The 23,692-nt window shown below is 70.2% G+C and carries 19 protein-coding genes, 3 tRNA genes and 1 pseudogene; 10 read left to right on the top strand and 13 right to left on the bottom strand.

The annotated features are described in order from the left end of the window. The first annotated feature begins 80 nt into the window (after positions 1-80). Positions 81-1,007: a hypothetical protein gene (locus tag ACGFIW_RS30200; RefSeq protein WP_393322891.1), complete on the top strand. Its 927-nt coding sequence runs from the start codon at positions 81-83 to the stop codon at positions 1,005-1,007. Then, positions 1,004-1,399, top strand: a complete 396-nt coding sequence (locus tag ACGFIW_RS30195) for an NUDIX domain-containing protein (RefSeq protein ID WP_393322888.1) — start codon at positions 1,004-1,006, stop codon at positions 1,397-1,399. Before ACGFIW_RS30200 ends, ACGFIW_RS30195 begins: the two co-directional genes overlap by 4 nt. 119 nt (positions 1,400-1,518) lie before the next feature. On the opposite strand, the gene ACGFIW_RS30190 is transcribed toward ACGFIW_RS30195, so the two are convergent. Then, on the bottom strand, positions 1,519-3,126 hold the full coding sequence (locus tag ACGFIW_RS30190; RefSeq protein WP_393322885.1) for a serine/threonine protein kinase: 1,608 nt from the start codon (positions 3,124-3,126) through the stop codon (positions 1,519-1,521). Between the two features lie 114 nt (positions 3,127-3,240). Here ACGFIW_RS30190 and ACGFIW_RS30185 point away from each other — a divergent pair, with 114 nt between their 5' ends. From ACGFIW_RS30185 to ACGFIW_RS30175, 3 genes and pseudogenes are all read left to right on the top strand, one after another. Then, positions 3,241-3,537, top strand: a complete 297-nt coding sequence (locus ACGFIW_RS30185) for a hypothetical protein (protein ID WP_393322882.1) — start codon at positions 3,241-3,243, stop codon at positions 3,535-3,537. 270 nt (positions 3,538-3,807) lie between these two features. Then, positions 3,808-4,740 (top strand): DMT family transporter, encoded by a 933-nt coding sequence (locus ACGFIW_RS30180; protein ID WP_393322878.1) that lies wholly within the window; start codon positions 3,808-3,810, stop codon positions 4,738-4,740. A gap of 131 nt (positions 4,741-4,871) precedes the next feature. Next, positions 4,872-5,066 (top strand): annotated as a pseudogene (locus tag ACGFIW_RS30175) (IS6 family transposase); the annotation flags it as partial. Between the two features lie 519 nt (positions 5,067-5,585). Here ACGFIW_RS30175 and ACGFIW_RS30170 read toward each other — a convergent pair. The 6 genes from ACGFIW_RS30170 to ACGFIW_RS30145 form a co-directional block, all read right to left on the bottom strand. After that, positions 5,586-6,839, bottom strand: coding sequence for a cellulose binding domain-containing protein (locus ACGFIW_RS30170; protein WP_393322875.1), 1,254 nt, complete (start codon positions 6,837-6,839; stop codon positions 5,586-5,588). A 36-nt stretch (positions 6,840-6,875) separates the two neighbouring features. Continuing rightward, positions 6,876-8,363 carry a cellulose binding domain-containing protein gene (locus tag ACGFIW_RS30165; protein ID WP_393322872.1) on the bottom strand — a complete coding sequence of 496 codons (1,488 nt, stop codon included), beginning with the start codon at positions 8,361-8,363 and terminating at the stop codon, positions 6,876-6,878. Then, entirely contained in the window at positions 8,360-9,388 is a 1,029-nt protein-coding gene (locus tag ACGFIW_RS30160; protein WP_393322869.1) for a pectinesterase family protein, read from the bottom strand. Before ACGFIW_RS30160 ends, ACGFIW_RS30165 begins: the two co-directional genes overlap by 4 nt. Before the next feature lie 440 nt (positions 9,389-9,828). Then, positions 9,829-11,094, bottom strand: a complete 1,266-nt coding sequence (locus ACGFIW_RS30155) for an alpha/beta fold hydrolase (RefSeq protein ID WP_393322866.1) — start codon at positions 11,092-11,094, stop codon at positions 9,829-9,831. A gap of 483 nt (positions 11,095-11,577) precedes the next feature. After that, a tRNA-Arg gene (locus tag ACGFIW_RS30150) sits at positions 11,578-11,650 on the bottom strand. A 35-nt stretch (positions 11,651-11,685) separates the two neighbouring features. After that, positions 11,686-11,776, bottom strand: a tRNA-Ser gene (locus ACGFIW_RS30145). A gap of 145 nt (positions 11,777-11,921) precedes the next feature. On the opposite strand from ACGFIW_RS30145, the gene ACGFIW_RS30140 reads away from it, so the two are divergent. Next, positions 11,922-13,556 carry a hypothetical protein gene (locus tag ACGFIW_RS30140; protein ID WP_393322863.1) on the top strand — a complete coding sequence of 545 codons (1,635 nt, stop codon included), beginning with the start codon at positions 11,922-11,924 and terminating at the stop codon, positions 13,554-13,556. Positions 13,557-13,560: 4 nt separating this feature from the next. Here the strand turns inward: ACGFIW_RS30140 and ACGFIW_RS30135 are convergent, their stop codons facing one another. Continuing rightward, entirely contained in the window at positions 13,561-14,331 is a 771-nt protein-coding gene (locus tag ACGFIW_RS30135) for a CPBP family intramembrane glutamic endopeptidase (RefSeq protein WP_393322860.1), read from the bottom strand. Between the two features lie 145 nt (positions 14,332-14,476). On the opposite strand from ACGFIW_RS30135, the gene ACGFIW_RS30130 reads away from it, so the two are divergent. Next, the gene (locus tag ACGFIW_RS30130; RefSeq protein ID WP_393322857.1) at positions 14,477-15,592 is read left to right on the top strand and encodes a globin domain-containing protein; all 1,116 of its coding nucleotides are present in this window, start codon (positions 14,477-14,479) and stop codon (positions 15,590-15,592) included. Positions 15,593-15,660: 68 nt separating this feature from the next. On the opposite strand, the gene ACGFIW_RS30125 is transcribed toward ACGFIW_RS30130, so the two are convergent. Next, positions 15,661-17,190, bottom strand: a complete 1,530-nt coding sequence (locus tag ACGFIW_RS30125; RefSeq protein WP_393322854.1) for a peptide deformylase — start codon at positions 17,188-17,190, stop codon at positions 15,661-15,663. A 312-nt stretch (positions 17,191-17,502) separates the two neighbouring features. Here ACGFIW_RS30125 and ACGFIW_RS30120 point away from each other — a divergent pair, with 312 nt between their 5' ends. Beyond that, positions 17,503-18,279, top strand: a complete 777-nt coding sequence (locus tag ACGFIW_RS30120; RefSeq protein ID WP_393322947.1) for a hypothetical protein — start codon at positions 17,503-17,505, stop codon at positions 18,277-18,279. An 18-nt stretch (positions 18,280-18,297) separates the two neighbouring features. On the opposite strand, the gene ACGFIW_RS30115 is transcribed toward ACGFIW_RS30120, so the two are convergent. Beyond that, positions 18,298-20,133, bottom strand: coding sequence for a hypothetical protein (locus tag ACGFIW_RS30115; RefSeq protein WP_393322851.1), 1,836 nt, complete (start codon positions 20,131-20,133; stop codon positions 18,298-18,300). 212 nt (positions 20,134-20,345) lie between these two features. Here ACGFIW_RS30115 and ACGFIW_RS30110 point away from each other — a divergent pair, with 212 nt between their 5' ends. Further along, positions 20,346-21,056: a class I SAM-dependent methyltransferase gene (locus ACGFIW_RS30110; RefSeq protein ID WP_393322848.1), complete on the top strand. Its 711-nt coding sequence runs from the start codon at positions 20,346-20,348 to the stop codon at positions 21,054-21,056. 99 nt (positions 21,057-21,155) lie between these two features. Here ACGFIW_RS30110 and ACGFIW_RS30105 read toward each other — a convergent pair whose 3' ends face one another. Both ACGFIW_RS30105 and ACGFIW_RS30100 read right to left on the bottom strand, forming a co-directional pair. Next, entirely contained in the window at positions 21,156-21,698 is a 543-nt protein-coding gene (locus ACGFIW_RS30105) for a YbhB/YbcL family Raf kinase inhibitor-like protein (protein ID WP_393322845.1), read from the bottom strand. Between the two features lie 260 nt (positions 21,699-21,958). Further along, positions 21,959-22,045: transfer RNA gene (locus ACGFIW_RS30100), tRNA-Ser, on the bottom strand. Between the two features lie 162 nt (positions 22,046-22,207). On the opposite strand from ACGFIW_RS30100, the gene ACGFIW_RS30095 reads away from it, so the two are divergent. After that, positions 22,208-23,182 (top strand): NAD(P)H-quinone oxidoreductase, encoded by a 975-nt coding sequence (locus ACGFIW_RS30095; protein WP_393322842.1) that lies wholly within the window; start codon positions 22,208-22,210, stop codon positions 23,180-23,182. Here ACGFIW_RS30095 and soxR read toward each other — a convergent pair whose 3' ends face one another. Next, positions 23,183-23,656 carry a redox-sensitive transcriptional activator SoxR gene (gene soxR, locus ACGFIW_RS30090; protein WP_393322839.1) on the bottom strand — a complete coding sequence of 158 codons (474 nt, stop codon included), beginning with the start codon at positions 23,654-23,656 and terminating at the stop codon, positions 23,183-23,185. Positions 23,657-23,692 lie beyond the last annotated feature (36 nt).

The following is a 23,692-nucleotide window of genomic DNA, read 5'->3' as shown; positions in this document are numbered from 1 at the left end:
ACAAACTCGACTGGGCGGGACGACCCGAGACGTACGTCTTCTCGTGCCCGTCGGGTCGCCGTCTGCTGCGCGATGCCACGGTGGTCGGTGCGGCCTTCCAGGACCTTCTTCGACGCTGTTGCGTCGAGGCGCTGGGTGCGCTGCTCCGACATGACGCCAGCCTGGCAGAGGCCCTCGCCGCGACGCCCGCGGACGTGCTCTACATCCTGCGCGGCGGGCTCAACTTCGGGCTGCACGGCGTGCTGGAGGAGTTGTCCGGACGCCCGTGCCGGGTCAGCTTCCTGAGCAGCCAGCGCAGCGTAGAGCGGGGACGGCCGGTTGTCACGGGCGACGACTACCGTCGCTTCGACCTGGTGGGGTCCGGCGTGCTCTGCATTGGCGACATCGCGGCCACCGGCCGCACCCTCGACAACGCGATCTCACTCCTCGCGGCCGCCGAACCGCCGCTGCTGCCGCCCCGGGTCGTCGTGGTCGTCATCGGCACCGTCGACGCGGTACGGCGACTCGACGAGTTGGCCGCCCAACTGGCGCTGACGAATCCGGCGACCCGGCTGACCGTCGTCGCGCTCGAAGGGCTTTTCGGCCTCTACCGCAGCTCGTACGGACTGGCCTTCCACCTCGACCAGACGGACTTCGTCCGCCGCGACGGTGTGCTGGCGCCGGAGTTCCGGGCCGATTCCGTCCACGACCCGATCGCCCTACTGGAACGATGTGTCGTCTACGACGGCGGCCTGCGGGGGTTTTCCCCGGCCGAGCACCTCCGTGGCCTGCTCGATTACTGGGCCGCGCTGTGTACCGAATTCGCCGCCGAGCCGGCACTGATCCAGCAGCACATCAAGGTCAAGAATGACTTTTCCGCCATTGTGGCAGCCGATCATGCTGACGACCGTGGCGGATCCGTGCCCGCCGCGCGTCCCCTTGACTCGACAACTGTGCTTGCACAATGCTGTGCCCACCGCGACCGCATCAAGTCAATGGTCGATCAAATGGGCGAGAGGCAAGAATGAAGGTCATCGACAAGCTCGCGTGGGTGCACGTGACAGAGGGCAAGATCCTCAGCACCAGGTCGTACGGCAAGGATGCCTGGTACATTCCGGGCGGCAAGCGGGAAGAGGGCGAGACGGACCACGAGGCCCTCAAGCGCGAAATCCGAGAAGAGCTCTGCGTCGAGCTGATCAGCGAATCAATCGAGCCGATGAAGGTCTTCGAGGCCCAGGCGCACGGAAAGTCTGAGGGCGTCATCGTCCGGATGACCTGCTATCGCGCCGATTACAAGGGTGACCTCACGCCGGGTTCGGAAATCGAGGAGATGTCCTGGCTCGACTACTCCGACAAGGAGAAGTCATCCACGGTGGACGGGCTGATCTTCGACTGGCTGCACGACCGCGGCGAACTCTAGATCACCGAGGCCGGGCCGAACCGGCCGACGGCCGCCCATTCCGCGCCGGAGTTCCAATGCCGGCAATGGCGACATGCGACGCCGCCTCTCGGCGACCCGGTCGGGTTTTTCCCCCGTCGTCAGACCGCGCCCCGGTCGACCAGACTGAAGGTGGTGTCGAGCGGGGCGTCACCGAGAAACTCGACGAAGATCTCCTTCCTGGTCGGGCTCCACTGCACCGGGCCGTACTCGTCGTTGAGGAAGGCGTAGGAGGGGCGCCCCTTGTCGTCCTTGCCCTCACGGGAGATCGCGAACAGGGTCGCCTTGGTCGGCCGGCAGTCGGCTCCCACAAGCGACTTTTCCCCTTCCGCGTCTCTCTTGACGCCGAGGCACGGTCGGTGGGCGATCTCCGGGTTCACCGATTTGATCATGAAGTCGACGCCTACCGGTTCGAGCACGAAGAGCGCCTCCTTACCGGTCCCGTCGCCGACCCCAAGCTCACCGTCCGACGGCAGCGACAGGTCACGGTCGATCTCCACCACGTGCAGCAGGATTCGTCGCTGCCCGGCGAGGATGGCCTCGGTGGGGTCCGCTGCGGCCGACGGTGACCCGGTCGTCGGAGCCGCTGCCGGCGTGGACGCGGCGGCCGACGCTCCGCCCGCTGCCGGGCTCCCCGCCGCCGTCGAGCCGGTCGGGTCGGGTTTGGCCTGGTTGTTCAGCAGGTGCGGACCGAACAGGAAGGCGGGCACCAGCACCGCGATCACCGCGGCGACCGACCCCAGAGCAATGAGCCAGCCACGCCGCCCCGAGCCCGCGCGACCGGCCGACGATGTCGAACGCCGCCCCCGGTCAGCACCACCGCCAGCGCGCGCCATCCGCACCGTCGACATCCCCGCCAGATCTTGGGCCGACCGGGCGGCACCCCCCTGATCCGCCACGGTCAACAGTCCGTCGAGCAGTTCCCGGGCGGTGGGCCGGGCAGCGGGATCCTTCTCCAGGGCCCGCGAGACCAACTCCCGCAACGTACCGCCGAGGCCGGTCAGGTCCGGCGGTTGCGTGAGTATGCGCATCGCGGTGGCGGTAGGGGAGTCGCCCCCGAACGGGTTGCGGCCGGTCGCGGCGTGAGCGACGAGGGCACCCCAGGCGAAGATGTCCGCCGGAGGGCCCACCGGGTGGCCGGACGTCGCATCGAACCGCTCCGGGGCCATGTACGAGACGGTCCCGACCACCTGGTTGGTCCGGGTGTGCTGGCTCGTCGCCTCGAACGCCCGGGCGATGCCGAAGTCGATGACCTTGATCCCACCCGGAGCGACCAGCACGTTTGCCGGCTTCAGATCCCGGTGGATCACCCCGGCGCCATGGATGGCGGTGAGCGCGGTAGCCACCCCGACCGCGATGCTGTGCAACTGCGCGGCCCCCAGCGGCCCCTGCTCCCGGATCACCTGGGCCAGGCTGGGGCCCTCGACATACTCCACCACCAGGTACGGCGGGTTGTGGTCCGGGTCGGCGTCCAGGACCTCGGCGGTGCAGAACGGTGGAACCTGGCGGGCACGGTTCACCTCACTGCGGAACCGGCCACGGAACTCCTCGTCATGCGAGAACTCCGGACGGACGACCTTGACCGCCACCCGCCGCCCCTGCGGGGACCGGGCCAGGAAGACAGTGCCCATGCCACCATCGCCGAGCCGGTCGAGCACGTCGTACCCACCGAGGTGGGTCGGGTCGCCCGGACGCAGGCCGTCGCTCACGTCGATTGCCCGCTGACAGCGACCGCCCCGCGAGCCGTTCCGCCTATCACCCGTACCCCTTAGGTCACTCGGACGCCGCCCCGCAGCCTATCGCCCACCCACCAAACTCCGTCGATGCCGTCCACCCACGCCAGGCCCGGCGAAACTATCCTCGGGCCGTGGTTCCGCGCCGCGGAGGACGCCGGACCGAGCCACCTGGCATCGATGCGGCGTACCTCGATGCGCAGCTCAAGAGAAGAGAGAACCCCACGCGAGTTCGTCTACTGCTCCGGTTGGGACCGGACGCCCTTCGCTGACCTCCGTGCTCGACTCAGCACTGAGCCCGGTTGGCAGGTCCACGACCTGCCGACCGGCCACGACGCGATGCGCGAGGCCCCGGACGCGGTCGCCGCGCTGCTGCTCGGCGCATGAACCACACCAGTCGTCCCGCTGCCCGTGGTCACCCACCGTGGTCCCCGGTCCCGAGGACCGGCGCCCCCTGGACTGCCCGCTGCTCGTGCTCTACGGCCGTGACGACCCGCTCACCTCGGCGACCGCGCTGCGGCAGTGGCACAGGTACACTTCCGGGCCGTATCGGTTCCGGTCGTTCTCCGGTGGCCATCTTTTCCCCCTGGAGCATCCCAGGGATTTTGCCGCAGTGGTCGAGGAAGAGTGTGCCGCGCTACCTGGGAGGAGCTTGCGATGAGCCGCACCGTGTTGCGGGGAAGCGCACTGGTAGCGGTGTCCGCGGCGGGCTTCGGGCTGATGCCAGTCTTCGCCAGGTACGCCTACTCCGCCGGCCTCACCGTCTCGACGCTTCTCTTCCTGCGGTTCGCGGTTGCCGCCACGCTGCTCTTCGGCTACCTCGCGATCAGACGTCGGCTGCCCCGGCGCGTCACCGCCCGGCATCTCGGCGCCCTGCTGCTGCTCGGCGCGGTGCTGTACGCGTTGCAGTCGCTGTTCTACTTCTCCGCGGTGGAGCACATCTCGCCGGCCCTCGCCGTGCTGCTGCTCTACCTGTACCCGGCGTTCGTGCTGCTGCTGTCGAGCGCCCTCGGCCGGTACCGGCCGCCGTTGGCGGGGGTGGTCGCGATTCTGCTGTCCCTGGCCGGCATGGCGCTGGTGCTGGGCCGGCCGAGCGCCGCCGTCAACCTGGTCGGCGTGCTGTACGCCGTCGGTGCCGCCGGGGTCTACGCGGTCTACATCGTGGTGGGTGACCGAACCTCGGCTGACCTGCCGCCGCTGACCACCAGCGCCTTCGTCGCGTCCTTCGCGGGTACCTCCTTCCTGGTGGCCGGAACCGGCACTGGCGAGCTGCACTTCGATTTCCCCGCTTCTGCCTGGCTACCGATCGTCGGCGTCGCCGTGGTGTCCACCGTGGTGGCCATCGGCGCGTTCTTCGCGGGCATGGCCGTCATCGGCCCCACCCGGGCATCGATCATGAGCATGGTGGAGCCGGTCGTCAGCATCGGCGCGGCCTGGGTGCTCCTCGGTGAGGCGATAACTCCGTTGCAGGTGGCGGGTGGTGCCGTGGTGCTGGCGGGAGCGGTCTGGGGGGTGACCGGAGCCGTCGGCGCTGGCACCCCCGCCGAGCCGAAGGAACCGGTAGCAGCGGCCCGCGTGCCGTCCTCGTAACGGGGCGTGTCGAGGCGGGTCTGTTGCGTTGGGTGCAAGCATGATCGACTACGGCTTGGCCGGTGTGATCTGCTTACCCGGTGAGGTCGTAGTCTCGGGTCCGATCCTGGTCTCCGCCGTCGTCGGCATTCGTGGGGGTCCGGTTCCCACCCGAGGTGATCGTGCTGGCGGTCCGTTGGTACCTGCGGTTCAACCTCTCTTATCGGGATGTGGAAGAGCTGCTGGTCGAACGCAGTGTCGAGGTGGATCACGTCACCGTCTACCGATGGGTGCAGCGGTTCACCCCGCTGCTGGCCGACGCCGCCCGGTTCGCTCGTCACTCACCTGGTGCCCTCCGCCATCACCGGAGGCGGCGATCACCGTTCGCTACACGTCCCTCACGGCAACGTGACACTAGCCGAAAACGAACGCGACGGATTGCCCGGACACCGGCCCCGCCCCAAACAGCTCGACATGCCGCGAACCAGCCTGGATTGCGTGGCAGATTGCCGAGAGAAGCCGTCCCAGGATCCGGGCGTCAGGGTCGGCGCGCCAAACCATGATCAAAACCCAGCCGGACACGACAACCGCCCACCGGACAGGCCCGGACGCGAGGGGTGCTCGTCGCAGGAGCACCCACCGAGCACCCGGCCGACCACAAGGGACGGAAAACCAAAGGGCCCGACCGCCGTTTCGACAGGTCAGACCTCGTGCAGTGATCCCCAGGCCAGCAACTCGTAGGCATTGCCTCCCACGGTGACGGGGAGGAACTGCTCCCAGTCGCTCATGGCCCCGATGATGGCAGGGTCACGTCGTGCGGCCGGGTCACGTCGTGCGGCCCGGTCGCGTGGCTGGAGGGGTGGCTGTCACCTCAGGTGGGCGGCGAGCGGGATGTTCTGCGCTCGGAGGGCGGTGGCGATCAGGCCGGCGATCTGTCTGGCCCCGGCGGCCTCGAAGTGGGTGTGGTCGTTGCAGAAGAACGCACCGACCGCGCCCGTCGAGTAGTTACCGTTGTTCGGGCACAGCCGGAGCGTGTTGTAGAGCGCCACGCTCTTCGCGTGCAGGTCGATGACCGGTACGCCGTTGGCGGCGGCCGCAGCCGTCGTCTCGGTGACGAAACCGCGATTGCCGACGGCGGTGCTGCCGCTGCAGGTGATCGCCGCGACCGGGGTGACGAAGATCGGCTTCACGCCTCTGGCCTTGGCAGCCGTAGCCATGACGCCGAGCAGTTCCTTGAAGCGGTTGGTGCCGACGTGCCGCGGGCAGGCCGAGTCACCGTCGTTGATGCCGAACTGGATGATCAGATAGTCACCGGCCTTGAAGCCGCTGTCGGTGTTCAGCATCGCCGCCCACCGCGCGCTGTAGGCAGTCGAGCTGAGGGTGCACTCGCCGGCCGAGTTCTTGGTGGAGGTCACATTGCCCTCGTACAGCCACGTCTGGATGCTGCGACCGCCGACGGCGCTGTTCTGCACCGTGACGTCCGACGTGAGGTAGGACGCGAACTGGCTGCCCCAGCCGATCGGACAGGAACTGGCGTTCATCATCGTGGAATCGCCGGCCATCCACACCTTGATCGGCGCGGGTGTCGGCGACGTGGAAGGGGTCGCCGATGGCGTGCTCGGTCCGGTGCAGGGCGTTGCCGTCGGCGTTGGTGTTGACGTCGGCGTTTGCGTCGGCGTTGACGTCGGCGCGGTGGGGGTCGCTGTAGGGAGGCCGGCACAGGTGACGCCGTTGAACGAGAACGACGACGGCACCGGGTTGCTACCGCTCCACGTGCCGGTGAAGCCGAAGTTGACCGAGGCGCCAGTGCCGAGGGCACCGTTGTAGCTCACGTTGGTGGCGGTCGCCGCCGTGCCGGTGACCGTGACTGCGGCGTTCCACGCCTGTGTCACGCCCTGCCCGGGGGCGAGGCTCCAACCCACGGCCCAGCTGGTAACCGCGTCACCGAGGTTCGTGACGACGACATCGGCTCCGAACCCGCCGGTCCACTGGCTGGTGACCCGGTAGGCGACATCGCAGGCCGGGGTGGCGGCCTGGGCGGTGGCGATGCCGAGCCCGCCGGCCACGACGGTCAGGACCGTCGCCACCAGGACCACGGGACGCGATCGGCGAACCTTCATCGGGTCACTCCTTGCCTTGGTCGGAGACGCTCGCCGTCAGGTGGCGGCGGTGCACGGGGAGCCGTTCAGGGCGAAACCTGTCGCTCCGACGAGCGGGCTGTCGGTGACGAATCCGAAGCTTGTCGAGCCGGCGGCCGGGATCACCGCGTTCCAGGAGACGTTGACCGCCGTGGCCGCCGCACCGGACTGGGTGACTGTGGCATTCCACGACTGCGTGATCCGCTGACTGCCCGGCAGGGACCAGGTCAGTGTCCAACCGTCGACCGGGACGGTGGAGGTGTTGCTGAGCGTCACGTCGAACTGGGCACCCGTACCCCAGTCACTGGTCTTGCGGTAGGCGACCGCGCAGTCTCCGCCCGCGGGACTGGTCGGCGCGGGCGTCGTTGGCGCGGCACTGGTCGGCGCGGGCGTGGGGGACGGGGTCGTGGTCAGTGCGGCGCTGAGGACCGGGGCCAGCCGGTCGGTGATGGCCTGGTGGCCCGCGTCGTTCGGGTGCACCGAGTCGCTCAGACCGCCGGACGGCAGCCAGCCGGTGGTGTCCACGTAGAACACGTTGGCGTCTCCCGCGGCGTTGCGTGCCCGCACCGCCGCCTCCGTCTCCGCCGCATAACGACCGATGAACGTCCGCATGGCGAAGAGTTTGGCGTTCGGAAACCTGGCCCGGATCCTCGTGAGGAAGGTGGTGTACGTCGCCTGGAAGGACGCGGCGCTCACGCCGCGGCTCTTGTCGTTGGTCCCCAGGTTGATCACCACGCCGTCGGCCGTGTAGCGGGAGAAGTCCCACTGGTCGGTGCCGGCCTGGCCACCGGACGACATCCAGTAGCGCGTCGACTGTGCCCAACATCCATCGGTCGTCTCGGCCAGACACATGCCGCCGATCGCGATCTGGGTGTGGTCGTAGCCGAGCCTCTCACCGACCTTGAAGGCGTAGTCGGTCACAGCAAGCTGACTGCTCGTGGCACCTGCGGTGATCGAGTCACCGACGAACTCGACGAGCTTGGGGCGGGCCGGCGGCTTGAACGTTCGCGCGCCCGAATCCAGTGTCAGCCCCTGGAAGACCGCGTCTCCGGTGTAGGAGCCGGCCACCTGCCGGTAACTGACGATCAACGTGTGGTCGCCGGCCGCCAGCGCGGTCGGCGTGAGGTTGATCGTGCCGGAGCCGGTGAAGGACGTGAACGGCCTACCGTCGATGCTGGCCCACAGCTGGATGGTGTTGCGCTGCCTGAGCTTCACCGTCCTGCCGGTGAACCCGACCCGCAGGTACGCGCCGGCCCAGTAGGGCACGTACGCCGAGGCGTTCGTCTTGTTCCACCGGCCGACGAAGCTGATGTTCGAGTCGGTCGGCGTGCCGTCACCGACCGCGGCCTGGGCGCTGAGGACCGGCAGTCCTGCGGCGAGCACCCCGGCCGCGACGGCGATGAGCGCCGCGGTACGCGTCTTTGCCAACGCGTTCGTGAGTGCCCCGAGTCGGGTGCGCGGGCGCACGGGACGGTGACCAGGCTCGAAGGACCGGATCGTCGTCATCGGATGGGGTTCCAGCCGTCGTTACCCGCCAGGTAGGCGGTGGGCGTGTACTGGGTGGCGGTGGAGGCGCTCATCTGGGGGCGGTTGGCGTTGACGCCGGCACCGGGACCGGTGCTGCTGTACTCGGCGAACCGGGCGGTCCGCCACGAGAAGCCGGACATGTCCGTCCATGGGTCGGTGCGGATGTGCGCGCCCATCGCGACGCCCCGGTAGAGGACCTGACCGCGGGCGTTGACGTCGCCGCTGGGGTGCCAGGGCCGACCCAGATAGACGGTCCTGGCAGGGGCGTTGCTGGTCAGCGTGGTGCCCCAGAACAGATAGCCGAACTTGTTGTTGATGTCGGTGGCCGCGGCGGTGATGTAGCCGTTGTTCGACGACGAGCCCCGGGTGAGCGAGTGCACGGTGCCGTTCTGGAAGACCATGGTGCCCCGCCCGAAGATGAAGTCGACGTCACCCTCGACGTAGGAGTTTCGGACGTAGAGTCGCCGGACCGAGCTGACACTTGGCGCGTTGACCAGCAGGGTGTCCTGGTTGCCGAGGATGCGGACGTTGTCGAACTGCACCCGGTCGCCGGAGGTGTTGACGGCGACGGCCTGCTCGGCGTCGAGGTTGTTGGCGGCCTCGTTGAAGTCGTTCGACATGGTCAGGTTCTTGATCGTGGTGTCGTTGGCGTTGACGAAGACCGAGGCACTGCCAGACGTGCCGTACGTACCGCCGCCGGGCTTGGTCTGGCCGGACGCGTGCCCTTCGACGATCACCACCTGGGCGGCGGAGCCGCCGTCGCCGGCCAACGTGAGGTGGGGCTTGTTGGCGGGAATGGTGACCACACCCCGGTAGGTGCCGGGTTTGATGGTGATGGTGACCGGAGCGCCGTTGTTCGCCGCGACACTGTCGATCGCCGCCTGCACGGTCGTGTAGTTGCCGCTGCCGTCGGCGGCCACGGTGATGGTCGCGGACGCGGACGCGGACGCGGCAGAGGCCATCGAGACGGCGGCGGCGAGGGCGCACACCGTTACCGCTGCCACCGGGCGCACGCGAAGAACCTTGCCGGATGTGGTCATGAGCGTTCTCCGATCCCACAGGTCCTCCGCCGAGGATCATGCAGGCCGGCAGACGACGATGTAAGTTAACGCTAACATCGACAATCTGAAATATAAAGATGGTTGTGGAGTGGGCCTGGCCCTCCGGGGCCGACGCGGACGAGGACCCGGAAGAGCAGGTAGCCGGCGGTGCCGGCGACGACGACCAGTTCCCTGCCGGCGGGCCCGAGGCAGCAGCGCACCCACCTCTGAAACGCGGCCTGGGGCCTGTTTCACAAGGGCGGTCGAGCCGAGGCGGAGTCCGGGCGGCGATCCGGCAAGGCGCGGGTTCGTCCGGATACCGGTGTTGTATCTGGACGAGGCCACAACGCCGCCGGTCGTCGTCCGGGCCCGCCGCAGGCCGGCCAGTCCTTGTGAAACAGGCCCTAGCAGGCCGTGTTCTGCTTCGGCAGGTGCCCGTGCACCAGGTAGGCGGTGACCGTGCCGGTCAGGCAGGCGTTGGCCTGACCGCTGAGCAGCGGCACGTGGGTCTGCTTGTCGACGGTGACCAGCCGGGAGCCGGTGATGGCCCGGGCGGTCGCGATCGAGTTGGCCGGCGGCACCGAGGCGTCGCGCAGTGCGGCGACGACAAGCGCCGCCGGTGCCCGGTTGCTGGCGAGCGGCGGGGTGTTGTCCTGGCTGACCGACCAGAAGGCGCAGGGGTTGAGGTTGGCGATCGACGGGCCGAAGACGGGATAGCGGGTGCCGAGGCGGGCCAGGTCGTGGCGGTAGGTCGCCAGGTCGCGCGGCCACGCGTTGTCGCCGCAGCGGAAGGCCATGTTGACCGCTGTGTGGTTGTCCGCCGGCACACCCGGGGTCCCGGGCAGGGCCGCCGGGCGTGGGTCGAGTGGAATCGGCGGCGGGGTGTGGGCGAGGATGGCGGCCAGGTTGGTCGCGACCACCGGCCACAGCTGCTCGAAGTACGTCGCGATGACCGTCAGGGAGCCGAGCTCGCCGGCGGTCCAGGCGTGCTCTCCGGCCACGATCGGCTCGACCGCCGCCTCGGCGAAAGCCCGGCTCAGGGTCTCCGCGACCTCGGCCGGCGTGGTGCCGAGCCCGAACGCCGCGCTGTTGTCGGCGACGTACCCGGTGAAGGCGGCGTGGTTCTCCTCGAAGGCCGGGAGCCGCCCCAGCTCGTAGGGGCGCCAGGCGAGGTCGTAGTTGACCGGGCTGTCCAGCACGAACCGGTCCACCCGGCGCGGGAAGAGGGTGCCGTACGCGACGCCGAGCATCGCCGCGTACGAGCCCCCGAGGAAGGACAGCTTCCGCTCGCCCAGGCGTGCCCGGATGGCGTCCATGTCGCGGGCGGCCTGTGCGGTCGTGGCGAACGGCAGTGCCCAGCCGGCGTGCCGGGCGCAGGCCCGGGCGTACCCGCGGGCCTCGGCGGCGGTGTCGTTCAGGGATTGATAGGTCGAGGTGCGCACCCAGTAGCCGCCCGGCTCCTCCTCCGGCTGGCCACAGGTGATCGGAGTACTGCGTTCGACGAAGCGCATGTCGAACCCGACGATGTCGTACCGGGCGCGCACCGCGGGATCGACGACGGCGGCGAGATTCAGCGGCTCGGGAACACCGGCACCACCCGGCCCGCCACCCGTGGTGATCAGCACACCGCGGCGAAGCGCCGGGTCGGTCGCGGGGAGCCGGGAGATCATGATGTCGATCGTCGGGCCGGCTGGCCGCGCATGGTCGAGCGGCACCTGGATGGTGGCGCAGCGCAGGCGCGTGTCATCGACACCTGGGCAGGCCCGCCACGCGAGGGTCGTCCCGCTGGCCGCCGACGCTGGGGCGGCGGTCAGGGCAAGGCAAGCGACAACGACAGCGGCTATCGCGCGCATTTACGTCCCCCCGACCATTGACTCGTGTGCATCTATGTCACACACGCTAGGGTGCACGTCCCCACATCGCAACGTGGCTCTTCGGCACCGCTCCCCGCCCCGGGGAAACCGCCACAGGACCCGGGGCGCGTCCCAGGCTGATCGTCGGGTGGCTGCGGTCCGCGAACCTTGGCGGTGTCGACGAACGGCGGCGAATCGGTGGGCACGCCGAGCCGCGTCAGAGTCAGATGGCGCAGGAGCGGCATGCGTCCACCAGGAGACAAGCAAAAGGCCCCCGAACCGTAGTTCGGAGGCCATTTGTGCGCCCGAAGGGACTCGAACCCCTAACCTTCTGATCCGTAGTCAGATGCTCTATCCATTGAGCTACGGGCGCTCGTGCTCAGCCAGTCTACACACCCGGCTTTCGCGCGGAGACTCCGGGATTCGAACCCGGGAGGGGCTTTAAAACCCCAACCGCATTAGCAGTGCGGCGCCATAGACCAGACTAGGCGAAGTCTCCCCGGTGATCCGCAGACCACCGCGCCCGAGGATACAGGTCGCCCCCCACCGGGAGCAAAACGACTTCCGGGGTACGCCCACCGCGGCCGCCCGCCCCCGTGTTTCGACGCTGTGCGGCGGCGTGATCGGGACTACGCTCCATCGATATGCAGGAGCAGCCGCCGAGCGAGTCGACCCGTCGAGAGCCTGCTGAACGGGCGCGTCGGCGCTCCCCGCGGCCCACCTTCACGCCGCCGGCCGCCGCCGAGCAGCCTGGAGAGGCAGCGGCACCACCGGCAGCCGCTCCGGCGAGCCCGCGCCCTCGACGGGCCAAGGCCGCCCCGGCGGTGCTCTTCCAGCCACCGGAGCCGGACCGCCCGCTGCCTCGGCAGCCGGTCCGCTCGTCGCCCTCGCCGAGCGCCCCACCCACCGTCGACCAGGCCGACCCACCCGACGAGGCCCTCCCCGCCGCCGACCAGGCCGGCCCGCCCGAGACGACCCCAGCGGCCACCGAAAAGGGCAGCCCACCCGAAACGATCCCCGCCGCCGTACAGGGCAGCCCTTCCGAAACGACCCCAGCGGCCGCCGGACAGGGCAGCCCACCGGCGGGCAGCCGGCGACCAGCCACCGCACCGCCGGCACGCACGCCGACGGTCCGCGCCGCCCCTCGTAAGGCCACCGCTCGGAAGACCGCGACATCGACCCCCACAGCCCCGGCTGGCCCCGAGGTCGCCGACACGACGGACGGCCCGACCGGGCAAGCGCCAACCCCGGCCAGCACGACGACCACCCCGACCAAGCGGGCCGCGCCGACCAGAAGCGCCGCGCCGGCCAAGAAAGCCGCCCCGACCGACAGGGCAGCACCGACCACAAGCACCACGCCGACCAAGACGGCCGCCCCGACCAAGACGGCCGCCCCGACCAAGAGGACCGCGCCGGCCAAGACGGGCAAGACGGCGACCGAGCCGACCGCGCAGGCCGTCACCCCGGCCAGGCGCACTGCCTCGGCGGCCAAGCGCGCCGCTACCCCGCGCCAGAGCGCCCCACCCTCGGAAACCACTCCAGCACCGCAGACCGCAGCGCCCCCACCCCACAGCGCCACGCCCAACGAAACCACCTCAACAGCACAACCCACGGCAGCCCCAGCGCTGGTCGACCGGGGGCCGGGGCGTACACCGGAATCGGAGCTGCGCGCGGTCGCCGCGCGCGTGCTCGACCACCCGGGCTTCGCACCGGAGCTGTTGGCTCTGGCGGCGGTGCGGTCGCTCGGGCCCGGCGCGGCCGACTGGGCCGCGCGGGTGCGCGTCCGCTATCCGGACGCTCCGGCGGACGGCCTGGCCCGGCTGGTGACCCGGCGGTACGTGCGGGCGGCGGGCGCGGGTGGTGCCGCCACCGCGCTGGCCGGGTTCTTCGCGCCGCTCGCCGAGTTGGCCTCGGTGTCGTGGACGCAGGCGAACCTGGTGTTGCACCTGGCTGCGGTGTACGGCAAGGATCCCGCGCATCCCGACCGGGCCGTCGAGCTGCTGGTGCTCACCCAGGTTCATCCGGACGCGGCCAGCGCGCGGGAGGCCCTGGCTGCGGCGCAGACGGCGGGCGACCCGGTCGAGGGTGCCTGGCCGCGGGCCGCGGAGGCGGCCTGCCGGTTGGCCGCGCCGCTCACCGCGCAGGCCGGTGGTTGGGTGGCGTTGCGGCTGGTGGCCCGGCTGCTGCCGGGCGCGGCGGTGCTCGCGGCGGCGCTTGGTGACGCGGCGGCGGCCGACCGGCTCGCGGCCCGGGCGGTGGCGGTCTACCGGCCGCGCTGACCGGTCAGAGCCAGTCGAACCACTCCCGGGGCAGCGACGCGTAGCCGACGAAGGCGACCACGTCGAGCAGGGTGTGCGCGATGATCAGCGGCAGCACCCGCCGGGTACGCAGGTAGAAGAGGCTGAAGATCACGCCCATCACCGCGTTGCCGACGAACGCGCCGAAGCCCTGGTAGAGGTGGTACGAGCCGCGCAGCAGCGCGCTGGCCGCGATGATCGCGGCGAGCCGCCACTGGAGCTGGCGCAGCCGGGTGACCAGGTAGCCGACCACGATCACCTCCTCCAGCACGGCGTTCTGCACGGCGGCGAGGATCAGCACCGGGATCGCCCACCAGACAGGTGGCAGTGCGGCCGGCACCAGCGTGGCGTTGAGGCCGAGCTGGGCCGCGACGAAGAACAGCGCCAGTCCGGGTAGGCCGATCAGCGCGGCCAGGCCGGCGCCACGGGCCAGATCCTGGCCGGGCCGCCGCAGGTCCACGCCGAGGGTCCGCGCCGGGTCGCCGGGGTCCCGGCTGAGCAGGTGTACGGCGAGCAGCACCGGAAGCAGCGCGAACACGATGCCGAGTAGCTGGTACGTGAGGTCCAGCCAGGGTCGGGGCGACGCCGAGGTGTTCAGCGAGGCGGTCTGCTTGGAGAGCGGACCCTCGGCGGTCAACTTCGCGATGATCGAGACCAGCGCGTAGACCGCCGACTGGCCGAGGGACAGGCCAAGGACCAGCAGCGTTTCGGTGCCCAGCAGGCGGCGGGACACCGGGCGGGTCAGCTCAACTGTCACCGCACCACTCTGCCCGACGAGCGGAACCGGTGACACGGCTGACCGGCCAGCATGAGCCGATCGCACATTCTGTGCGACCGGTCGACACTCTCCGTGGAGATTCTATGGGCGCCCGATCCGCTGCCGACTGGAGGAGGAGCGCCCCGTGGACAACCTCGCACGGTTGCTGAAGGAGAGCTGGACCTTGGTCGAGGACGATCGGGATCGACTGAGCGCCCACTTCTACGCCCGGGTGTTCCTGCTCGACCCCGCCCTGCGGCACCTCTTCCCGGTGCAGATGAGCGGCCAGGGCGACCGGCTCCTGGAAGCGATCATCACGGCGATCCACTCGGTCGACGACCCGGAGAGCTTCGACGAGTTCCTCCGGTCGTTGGGCCGTGACCACCGGAAGTACCACGTCGACGAGCGGCACTACGCGACGATGGGCGTCGCCCTGCTGGACGCGCTGCGCGGCATCGCCGGCGACGGCTGGAACCTGGAGTACGACCAGGCGTGGCGGGAGGCGTACGGGGCGGTCGCCGCGCTGATGGTGGCCGGGGCGACAGACGACGACGGCCCGCCGTTCTGGCACGCCGAGGTGCTGACCCACAAGCGGTACGGCCCGGACACCGCCGTGCTGACCTGCCGGGCGTTGCAGCATCCTTTGCGCTGGAAGGCCGGGCAGTACCTCAGCCTGGAGGTGCCACGACACCACCCCCGGGAGTGGCGGAACTACTCGGTGGCGAACGCCCCGAACGACGACAACGTGCTGGAGTTCCACGTGCGGTCGCCGGGGGCTGGCTGGGTGTCCGGCGCGCTGGTGCGTCGGGTGCGGCCGGGTGACCTGCTCCGCCTGGCGGCGCCGATGGGGTCGATGACCCTGGACCGTTCCTCGGAACGGGACATCCTCTGTGTGGCCGGCGGGGTCGGTCTGGCACCGATCAAGGCGCTGGTGGAGGAGTTGGCCACCTGCAACCGCGCCCGCTGGGTGCACGTCTTCTACGGTGCCCGGCAGGCATCCGACCTGTACGGCCTGGCCGCGTTGCAGGAGTTGGTCGCCGCACACCCGTGGTTGTCGGTCACCGCGGCGTGCAGTGAGGACCCGGACTTCGACGGTGAGCTGGGCGACATCCCGGATGTGGTGGCCCGGTACGGCCCGTGGACCACGCACGACTGCTACGTCTCCGGCTCGGCCCGGATGGTCCGGTCGACCCTGCGGGTGCTCGCCGCGGACGAGGTGCCGCCGCCGCACATCCGCTACGACACCTTCGGTGACCTCTAGACGTTCCTCCCCCCACACCGGGGCGCGTGCCCCCGCCCCCTGGGGCACGCGCCCCGGTCCCTTCTTGGTCAGTAGCGCCAGGGGTGCCCGGTCTCGCGGTATTCCTCGACCGGCACCAGCGGCACGCCGGGTGCCATCCGGTCGACGTAGAGCCGACCCTCCAGGTGGTCAATCTCGTGTGCGACAAGCCGAGCCATGCCGAACTCGAACGACGTGATGATCCGGCTGCCGTCCCACTGGGCGTGCTCCACGTCCAGGCGCAGCGGCCGGGGCACCAGACCTCGGTGATCAAAGAAGGACAGGCAACCCTCGTACTGCTCGTCGGTGTCCGTGGCGGCGTCGACCACCCGGGGGTTGAGCAGCACGACCGGCTCGGCCGACCGGTCCGGGGGCCGCACCACTGCCGCGGCCCGACCGATGCCGAACTGCGGGGCGGCGACGCCCACTCCCTTGTTGAACGGGTGCAGCTCGTCGAGCCGGGCCAGGGCCGTGGTGAGCCGGTCGACGACGTCCCGCGCGACCTGCTCCTCCGCTGGCAGGTCGAACGGGCGGGTGTGTTGGCGGAGCAGGTCGGCGCCGCGCTGGACGATGCCGAGGCCGCGCATCCGGTCGCTGGGCCGCACCCGGACACCTCCGGGGCCGGGGTCTGGTTCGGTGTCCGGACGGGCACGGAAGCGCCACTGCATCCGGTAGCGGGCGTTCAGGGGTGGGTCGTCGGTCTGCCATTCGTAGATCGCCCGGTCACCCTCGTCGTGCCGCTGCGGTGCCGTCCGCAACGGGCCCTCCTCCGTGGAGAGCGAGGTCTCCTCGCCCCACACCTGCGGGTCGAGCGCCGTGGGCAGGTCCAGGCGTACGGCGAGGTGTCGGGTGGGTAGCCGGACGGCCCGCTGGAACCAGGGCCCCCACTTCTCGTGGCCGACGCTGTACGCGTACTCGATGGTGGCCCGGTCGCCCGGATAGAGCGGGAAGCGCCGTTCCCCGTTCTCGAAGAGCAGCCAGATCTCCTTGAACGCGTCCCGGTCGTGCTTGGCTCGCCAGTGCATCGGCTCCGGGTCGCCGCTGCCGTCGTCCCGACGGGCCTGTAGTTGCAGCTCGGCGAATGTGAGCTGGTGCTCCCGGTGGTGTCGGTTGGAGCGGCCGGGATCGTTCGGGTAGCGGTCGACGGCGACCCGGACCAGGTAACGGGTGACCGGCTCGGTCCCGGCGTTGTACAGCTCACGGTGGATGACGCACCGGTAGCCGGCGTCGGTGTGGGTGAGGGTGGCGAGCTCCCGTTCCACGACGAGGCCGGTGCCGGGCGGCAGCCACTGCCCGGGCAGGTGTGACTCGCGGTGCGGCTGACCGCTGCGGGCGTGCCGTAGGTCGTCGTACTCCCGGAAACGCTGCCAGATCGCGCCGTTGGCTTCCAGGACGGCCTCGGCACGGCGGGCGAAGTCCTCGGTCGGACGGTGCCGGCGCCCTTCGACGTGGCTCACGTAGGACGGGTCGAACCCCATGAGAACGGCCAGTTGTTTCTTGGACAGCCCGCGCCCGGTCCGTTGGCGGGCGAGCTCGGCCGCGAAGGAGTCGGCAGCCCGTTCGAGGGGTGAGGTCGTCATCAGCTTCCTCGCGGCCGGGGCATTAAGTTTCACGTTCTGTGCGTGAGCACACACGCATCTGGCATGTTTTCGACACACCGCTTGACAATTCACCGATGACCATCAATCGTGCGGTGGCGTTTCCCAGGGCCGACTCCGGGTAGTACGCGATGCGCCACACCGACGGATGTGCGGCCATCTGTGACCAAGGCGAGGCTTCCCTTACGGTCGACGAGCTGGTTAGGCTAGCCTTAGCTCAGGACGGCACTGGTTCGTCCGCCGGGGCGCACACCTCGGTCACGCAGACGGGGGATGACTCAGGTGACAGCGGTGATGCCGAGGCGGGACGCCGTCGCCACCCCGCTCGCCCCCGTCACCGCGGCACTGCGGGCCATGTTCGGCACCGACGACGTTCCCGGGCTGGCCCGGGGCCTGGTCGTCGACGACGAGTTCGGCTGGGCGCCCGCCACCACCCTGCTCGACGGCAGTCGGCTGCCGGAGTTGCTGCGCGGCGCCGCCGTCCGCTGGGGTGGCACCCCGCACGCCTGCGCCGCGCTGGCCTGGAAGTCGTACAGCTACTGGACCGCGCTGCCGGTCGTGCTCGGCTGGGCCTCCGCCCGGCAGGTGCCGCTACTCGATCCGGCCGACGTGCTGATCCACTTCGAGGACCCCCGGCAGTTGCTCACCATGGGCCTGCGTCGTGGCACCACGGTCGCGGTGCTGCCGAACGACCCGTTGGCGCTCGCCGGCCTGCCGCAGGTGCGGGTCGTCGCCGACGAGGCCGAGCTGTTGGGCGCACTGCGTGCCTCCCTGCTCGACGCCCACCTCGCACCGCTCATCACGGCGATCCAGTCGGAGGTCCGGGTGGGCACCCGGACGCTGCTCGGCTCGGTCGCCTCCGGCATCGCACACGGCCTCCTGCGGGCCGCCGACGGCCTGCCGGGCTCGACGGTGCAGAGCATCGACACCCTGCTCGGCGCGCTCGACCTGGCCGATCTGGTCGAAATGGTGCCGGGGTCGACCGGTGAGCCGACCGTGCAGCGGCGCACCTGCTGCCTCGCCTTCACCCTGCCCCGCCCGAAGGTCTGCCAGGGCTGCTGCGTCCGCTAGAGCGCCGGGCCGCACGGCTCAGTCGGTCAACGACCGGACGTCCCACACCCACACACCGCCGGTGAAGCTCGGCTGGATCCCGGTCAGCTCGGTCATCCCCCGACGCAGCGCGGTCTCGTGCTCGTGCGGCCCGAGGATGACCACACCCGCCCGCCAGAAGCGCAGGTCGTCGACCGCGCGGACCCGTCCCTGCGGAGTGATCGGCGGCACCGCACCGGTGCGTCGGATGGTGGTGAAGAAGGTGCTGGTGGGGCGGGGTGGCGCACCGAACAGTGCGACACGCGGGGCCTCGGCGTTCGGGCGGGTGTCCGGGCCGAGGAAGTAGCCCCGGGCCAGCGGCATGTCCAGCCGGGTCTGCGCGGACCAGCGCAGTGGGTCCGCGTAGGTGGTGTCCGGCAGCGGCAGGGTCACCACACTGCGCCCACCTGTCACGTACGGACGCCAGGCACCACTTGTCACAAAGGTGGGGACCGGGTCGAGACGGGTCACCGGCAGCGGAGTGGGGACGATCGGCAACAGGGCCATCGTGAGCACGGTGGCGGTGACGAAGCGGATCTGCCCCCGGGCGGCCGGGTGCGAGTCGGCCAGTGCGCGGGCGCGTTCCGCGCCGTAGGCGAGGAGCAGTCCGATGATCGGGGTGATCGCCAACGCCCACCGCGTCGGCACCACCGAGTGCAGGATCGGCAGGTTCTCCAGTGCCGCCCAGGGGCCCGGAACGCCCGTACCCCGGTTGTCGAAGCGGACCTCCCGACCCAGCGAGAGCACCGCGAAGAGCAGCCCCAGCCCGGCGAGCGCGAGCACCACGACCGAGCGCCGCATCCACCAGACCAGGCCGACCACCAGCACCACCAGCGCCCAGCCGAAGAAGCTGTTCTCCTCGGTCGGGTTCTTGGCCAGGCCCGCGGCGGTACGCGGGCTACCGGCGAGCGCCTCCCGGGAGTACGCGACGAACGACGCCAGGTCGCTGGAGTAGCCGCGGATCAGCCGGGACAACCCGGAGTACGCGTCCGGTCCGAAGAACTGCACGTAGAGGGGGTACGCCAGGAGCAGCGCGGCGAGACCGGCGGCGACGGCGAGACCGGCGAGGAAGGATCGGGCGCGGGAGCGCAGATCCGCCCGACCGATGGCGAGCACGCCGACGATCACGCCGAGCCCGACCGCGGTCATCAGCAGGATCTCCAGGTTGAGGAATGCCTGCCAGACGATCACGAGCGCGAGCAGGATCCCGTTGCGCAGCCAGCGGCCCGGGTCGCCGAGGCGCAGGGTGCGCCAGATGAGCAACGGGACCACGAACTGCGACACGATGTTCGGGTGCCCGTTGGCGTGCGACACCATGGCCGGCGCGAACGCGCAGAAGCCGGCGCCCAGCCATGCCGGCCCGCGGCTGCCGATGAGCACCCGGGAGAGCAGGAAATACCAGGCGGTGGCGGTGGCAATCATGCCGAGGGTGAGAAAGACCAGGAATGCCACGCGTGGCCCCAGGAGGAGGGTGACGGGCGTCAGTGGCAGCGAAATGGATAATACGGACGTATTGGCCATCAGATTCACGCCGTCCGGGACGTTCATCTGATTGGAATGAAACGGATACGCAAAGTGCGTCACGACTCGCGCACCGTGCGCCATCATCCATTCGAACTGCGACTGATCGGACCTGTTGTCCCGTACGCCGCTGCCCGGATCCAACCAGAGCCGAGCGGTCACCCACAGGCCGAGAAGCACGAAACTCAGCACGGCGAACAGGTCGGTCCGCCTGCCCCGGCGGGAAGGCCGAGCGCTGCCAGGGCTCCCCCGCGCCGACGACGCGGCGGCCGGCCCGTCGCTGCCGCTGGGCGCGGCCGGCTCAGGAGTAGTCATGACAATTCACAGGGTAGTCAGGGCGTGGCGCTGCCGTGACATGTTTCGGGGTACTGCCGTACTATGTGCCGGGTTCGCCGACCGCCGATCACGAGCCCACCCCCGACCACAATTCGGCCACCCCCGATGCCCCGATTCTTCTGCCGTCCCAGCGGATGATTCACTCTGTCGGTCCAGGCACGGGTCGAGTTCATATGGTGAGGAATCGACGCATGGCAGAAATCACTGGGGATCAGCGCGTTCAGTCCGAGGTGTTGGAAGGCCTCGCGACCGCCGTCAACCACCGGCGCTGGTTCATCGAGTTGGCCGTGCCGCACCTCGGCGACGACCCGATCGAGATCGGCAGCGGCCTCGGTGACTACGCGCTGGAGTGGTCCGAGCTGCTGCCCCGGTTCACCGCCACGGAGGCCGACCCGGACCGGCTGGTGCAGCTCAAGGAGCGCCTCGCCGACCGGCCCAACATCGACGTCCGGCAGATGCTGCTGCCACACAGCGACCGGGGCCACTACAGTGCCGCGGTCTCGTACAACGTCCTGGAGCACATCGAGGACCACGTGGGTGCGCTGAGCAGCATGCGCGACCTGGTCCGACCCGGCGGTGCCGTGATCATCATCGTGCCGGCGTTCCAGTTCGCGATGAGCCCGGCCGACGTCGCCACCGGGCACGTCCGCCGCTACACGAAGAAGACCCTCCACGCGGCGATGACCGAGGCCGGGCTGACCGTCGAAAAGATCCACTACGCCAACGCGCTGGGCCTGATCGGCTACTTCATGGCCACCAAGGTCTTCCGGCTGATGCCGAAGGAGGGCCCGATGGTCAAGGTGTACGACACTCTCGTGCTGCCCGCCACCAAGGCCGCCGAGCAACTGGTGCGCCCCCCGTTCGGCCAGTCCGTCTTCGCCGTAGCCCGAGTACCGTCCTGACCCCCGCTCTCACCCCCGCGATCTTGCACTTTCTGTCGCCCTAATGTCCCTTGTGCCCGGGAATGTCGGGGCAGAAAGTGCAAGATCGCGGAGTACGGGTTAGTCCTTGATCTGGTACGTCGGGCGGATCACCGCTCGGGCCAGGGTGTGGAACGTCAGGTTGAAGCCCACGTAGGCGGGGCTCGCGTCCGGGGTCAGGTCCAGGCGGTCCACATCTACCGCGTGCACCGCGAAGACGTACCGGTGCGGGCGGTCGCCGGCCGGTGGGGCCGCCCCGCCGTACCCCTGGTCGCCGTAGTCGTTGCGGACCGCGAACGCCCCGCCAAGGTCGGTGCCGGCCGCCCCACCGGCGCCGCTGGGCAACTGCGTGACCTCGACCGGCACGTTCACGAGAACCCAGTGCCAGAAACCGCTGCCGGTCGGGGCGTCGGGGTCGTAGCAGGTGACCGCGAAACTCTTCGTCTCGGCGGGGAAATCCGACCAGGTGAGCTGCGGCGAGACGTTGTCACCCCCGGTGCTGCCATGCGCGTGCCGGGCGTCCATCGGCTCGCCGTTCTGCACGTCGTCACTCGTCAGCGTGAACGAGGGCAGCGTCGGCAGCAGCTCGTACGGGTCCGGGGCGATCGGTCGTTCCAGGGTCATCGGGACGCGTCCTTCCGGTGTGCGGAGCTTTCCGCCTCTTCTTACCCCGTCGAGGGGCCGCCGACGACCGGTTGGGCGCTCTCCGGGACTTCCGCGCGGATACGATCATCGCCGCGTCACCCACTGGGGAGACTATTGGGCACCTGGCGTGACTTCCTGGTCGCCGCCGTGCCCGGCATCCAGAAAACCGGGGCATCCGCACCGCCCGGACACCCCGATTTCCGGGAAGCCGAGTGGATCAGGCGGGGCGTTCGGGTGGGCGGAGGGTGTGGGATTCGAACCCACGAAGACATCGCTGCCTTACCGGTTTTCAAGACCAGCGCCATCGGCCACTAGGCGAACCCTCCTGGGCCGCCACCCGCGGGCGTACGGCCACGCACAGTCTGCCACGACTCCCGCCGGGCTGCCCGGCGTCCCTCCCCGAACCCGGTGACCAGGCCATCCCGGCCGTCCACTGTGGCCTGGCGGGTGCGCCTGCGGCACCCGGCGAGATCGGGAAGACTGGGCCCATGCGAGCCATCACCATTCCGCAGCCCGGTGGACCCGACGCGCTGGTCTGGGCCGAGGTGCCCGACCCGGAGCCGGGCCCCGACGAGGTGGTCGTGGATGTGCGGGCCAGTGGGGTCAACCGCGCTGACCTGCTGCAACGGCAGGGGCACTATCCGCCGCCGCCGGGCGCGTCCGCGTACCCCGGGTTGGAATGCTCCGGGGTTGTCACCGAGGTGGGGTCGGAGGTCGCCGGGTGGGCGGTCGGGCAGCAGGTGTGCGCGCTGCTGGCCGGCGGCGGGTACGCCGAGCGGGTCGCGGTCCCCGCCGGGCAGTTGCTGCCGGTGCCGGCCTGCGACCCGGTGGACGCCGGGGCGCTGCCGGAGGTGGCCTGCACGGTCTGGTCGAACCTGATCCAGGTGGGTCGGCTCGGCGCGGGTGACACGCTGCTGGTGCACGGCGGGGGCAGCGGGATCGGCACCTTCGCGGTCCAGCTCGGGGCGGCTCTCGGCGCGACGGTCCTGACCACCGCGCGGGAGGCAAAGCACGCCCGGCTGCGGGAGTTGGGCGCGGCACACACGATCGACTACCGGGAGCAGGACTTCGTCGAGGAGGTCCGACGGGTCACCGACGGTCGGGGTGCGGACGTCGTCCTGGACATCATGGGCGCGTCCTACCTGGGCCGGAACGTCTCCGCGCTGGCCACCGGCGGCCGGCTGGTGGTGATCGGGATGCAGGGCGGGCGCAAGGCCGAGTTGGATCTCGGCGCGCTGCTGACCAAGCGGGCGAGCGTCGCCGCGACGTCGCTGCGCTCCCGACCGCTCGCCGAGAAGGCGGAGATCGTCCAGGGCGTACGCGACGAGGTGTGGCCGTTGATCGAGGCCGGCACGGTCCGGCCGATCGTGGACCGGCGGGTGCCGATGAGCGAGGCGGCGACGGCCCACCGGCTCGTCGAGTCGAACGACCACTTCGGCAAGGTGCTGCTCACGCGCGGGTGATCAGACGAGCGAGTCTGCCGGATCGGCGTCCTCCGTCGGTCGGGGCAGCATCAGACGGGCGCCCGGCCCCTCGCCGGCCAGCGCGTCGCCCGGGTTGTTGAGTGTGCAGCGTTGCAGCGAGAGGCAGCCACAGCCGATGCAGCCGTCCAGGTCGTCGCGGAGGTTGGTGAGCAGGCGGATCTTCTCGTCCAACCGGCCGCGCCAGCTCGCGGAGAGCCGCGCCCAGTCCTGTGGGCTGGGCGTACGGGCCTCGGGGAGCGACTCCAACGCCGCCCGGATCTCGTCGAGCGAGACGCCGACCTGTTGGGAGATCCGGATGAAGGCGACCCGGCGCAACTCGGCGCGGGCGTACCTGCGCTGGTTGCCACCGGTACGGTCGGCGCGGATCAGGCCGAGTCGCTCGTAGTAACGCAGCGCCGACGGTGCCACGCCGGAGCGGGCGGACAACTCGCCGATCGTCAGTAGATCCTGCATCACCAGGTCCTTGAGTTGAAGTGCACTTCAAGTCAC

The sequence above is a fragment of the Micromonospora sp. NPDC048935 genome (assembly GCF_043197875.1).
In the GTDB taxonomy this organism is placed as follows: Bacteria; Actinomycetota; Actinomycetes; order Mycobacteriales; family Micromonosporaceae; genus Micromonospora.
This window is presented reverse-complemented; position numbering and strand designations above follow the sequence as displayed.

What these genes read in the sequence shown, in the direction of transcription:
- ACGFIW_RS30195 (WP_393322888.1), top strand. Translation starts at nt 1,004, where the DNA reads ATGAAGGTCATCGACAAGCTCGCGTGGGTGCACGTGACAGAGGGCAAG.
- ACGFIW_RS30185 (WP_393322882.1), top strand. Translation starts at nt 3,241, where the DNA reads ATGCCGTCCACCCACGCCAGGCCCGGCGAAACTATCCTCGGGCCGTGG.
- ACGFIW_RS30180 (WP_393322878.1), top strand. Translation starts at nt 3,808, where the DNA reads ATGAGCCGCACCGTGTTGCGGGGAAGCGCACTGGTAGCGGTGTCCGCG.
- ACGFIW_RS30170 (WP_393322875.1), bottom strand. Translation starts at nt 6,839, where the DNA reads ATGAAGGTTCGCCGATCGCGTCCCGTGGTCCTGGTGGCGACGGTCCTG.
- ACGFIW_RS30165 (WP_393322872.1), bottom strand. Translation starts at nt 8,363, where the DNA reads ATGACGACGATCCGGTCCTTCGAGCCTGGTCACCGTCCCGTGCGCCCG.
- ACGFIW_RS30155 (WP_393322866.1), bottom strand. Translation starts at nt 11,094, where the DNA reads ATGATCTCCCGGCTCCCCGCGACCGACCCGGCGCTTCGCCGCGGTGTG.
- ACGFIW_RS30140 (WP_393322863.1), top strand. Translation starts at nt 11,922, where the DNA reads ATGCAGGAGCAGCCGCCGAGCGAGTCGACCCGTCGAGAGCCTGCTGAA.
- ACGFIW_RS30125 (WP_393322854.1), bottom strand. Translation starts at nt 17,190, where the DNA reads ATGACGACCTCACCCCTCGAACGGGCTGCCGACTCCTTCGCGGCCGAG.
- ACGFIW_RS30120 (WP_393322947.1), top strand. Translation starts at nt 17,503, where the DNA reads ATGCCGAGGCGGGACGCCGTCGCCACCCCGCTCGCCCCCGTCACCGCG.
- ACGFIW_RS30115 (WP_393322851.1), bottom strand. Translation starts at nt 20,133, where the DNA reads ATGACTACTCCTGAGCCGGCCGCGCCCAGCGGCAGCGACGGGCCGGCC.
- ACGFIW_RS30110 (WP_393322848.1), top strand. Translation starts at nt 20,346, where the DNA reads ATGGCAGAAATCACTGGGGATCAGCGCGTTCAGTCCGAGGTGTTGGAA.
- ACGFIW_RS30105 (WP_393322845.1), bottom strand. Translation starts at nt 21,698, where the DNA reads ATGACCCTGGAACGACCGATCGCCCCGGACCCGTACGAGCTGCTGCCG.
- ACGFIW_RS30095 (WP_393322842.1), top strand. Translation starts at nt 22,208, where the DNA reads ATGCGAGCCATCACCATTCCGCAGCCCGGTGGACCCGACGCGCTGGTC.
- soxR (WP_393322839.1), bottom strand. Translation starts at nt 23,656, where the DNA reads ATGCAGGATCTACTGACGATCGGCGAGTTGTCCGCCCGCTCCGGCGTG.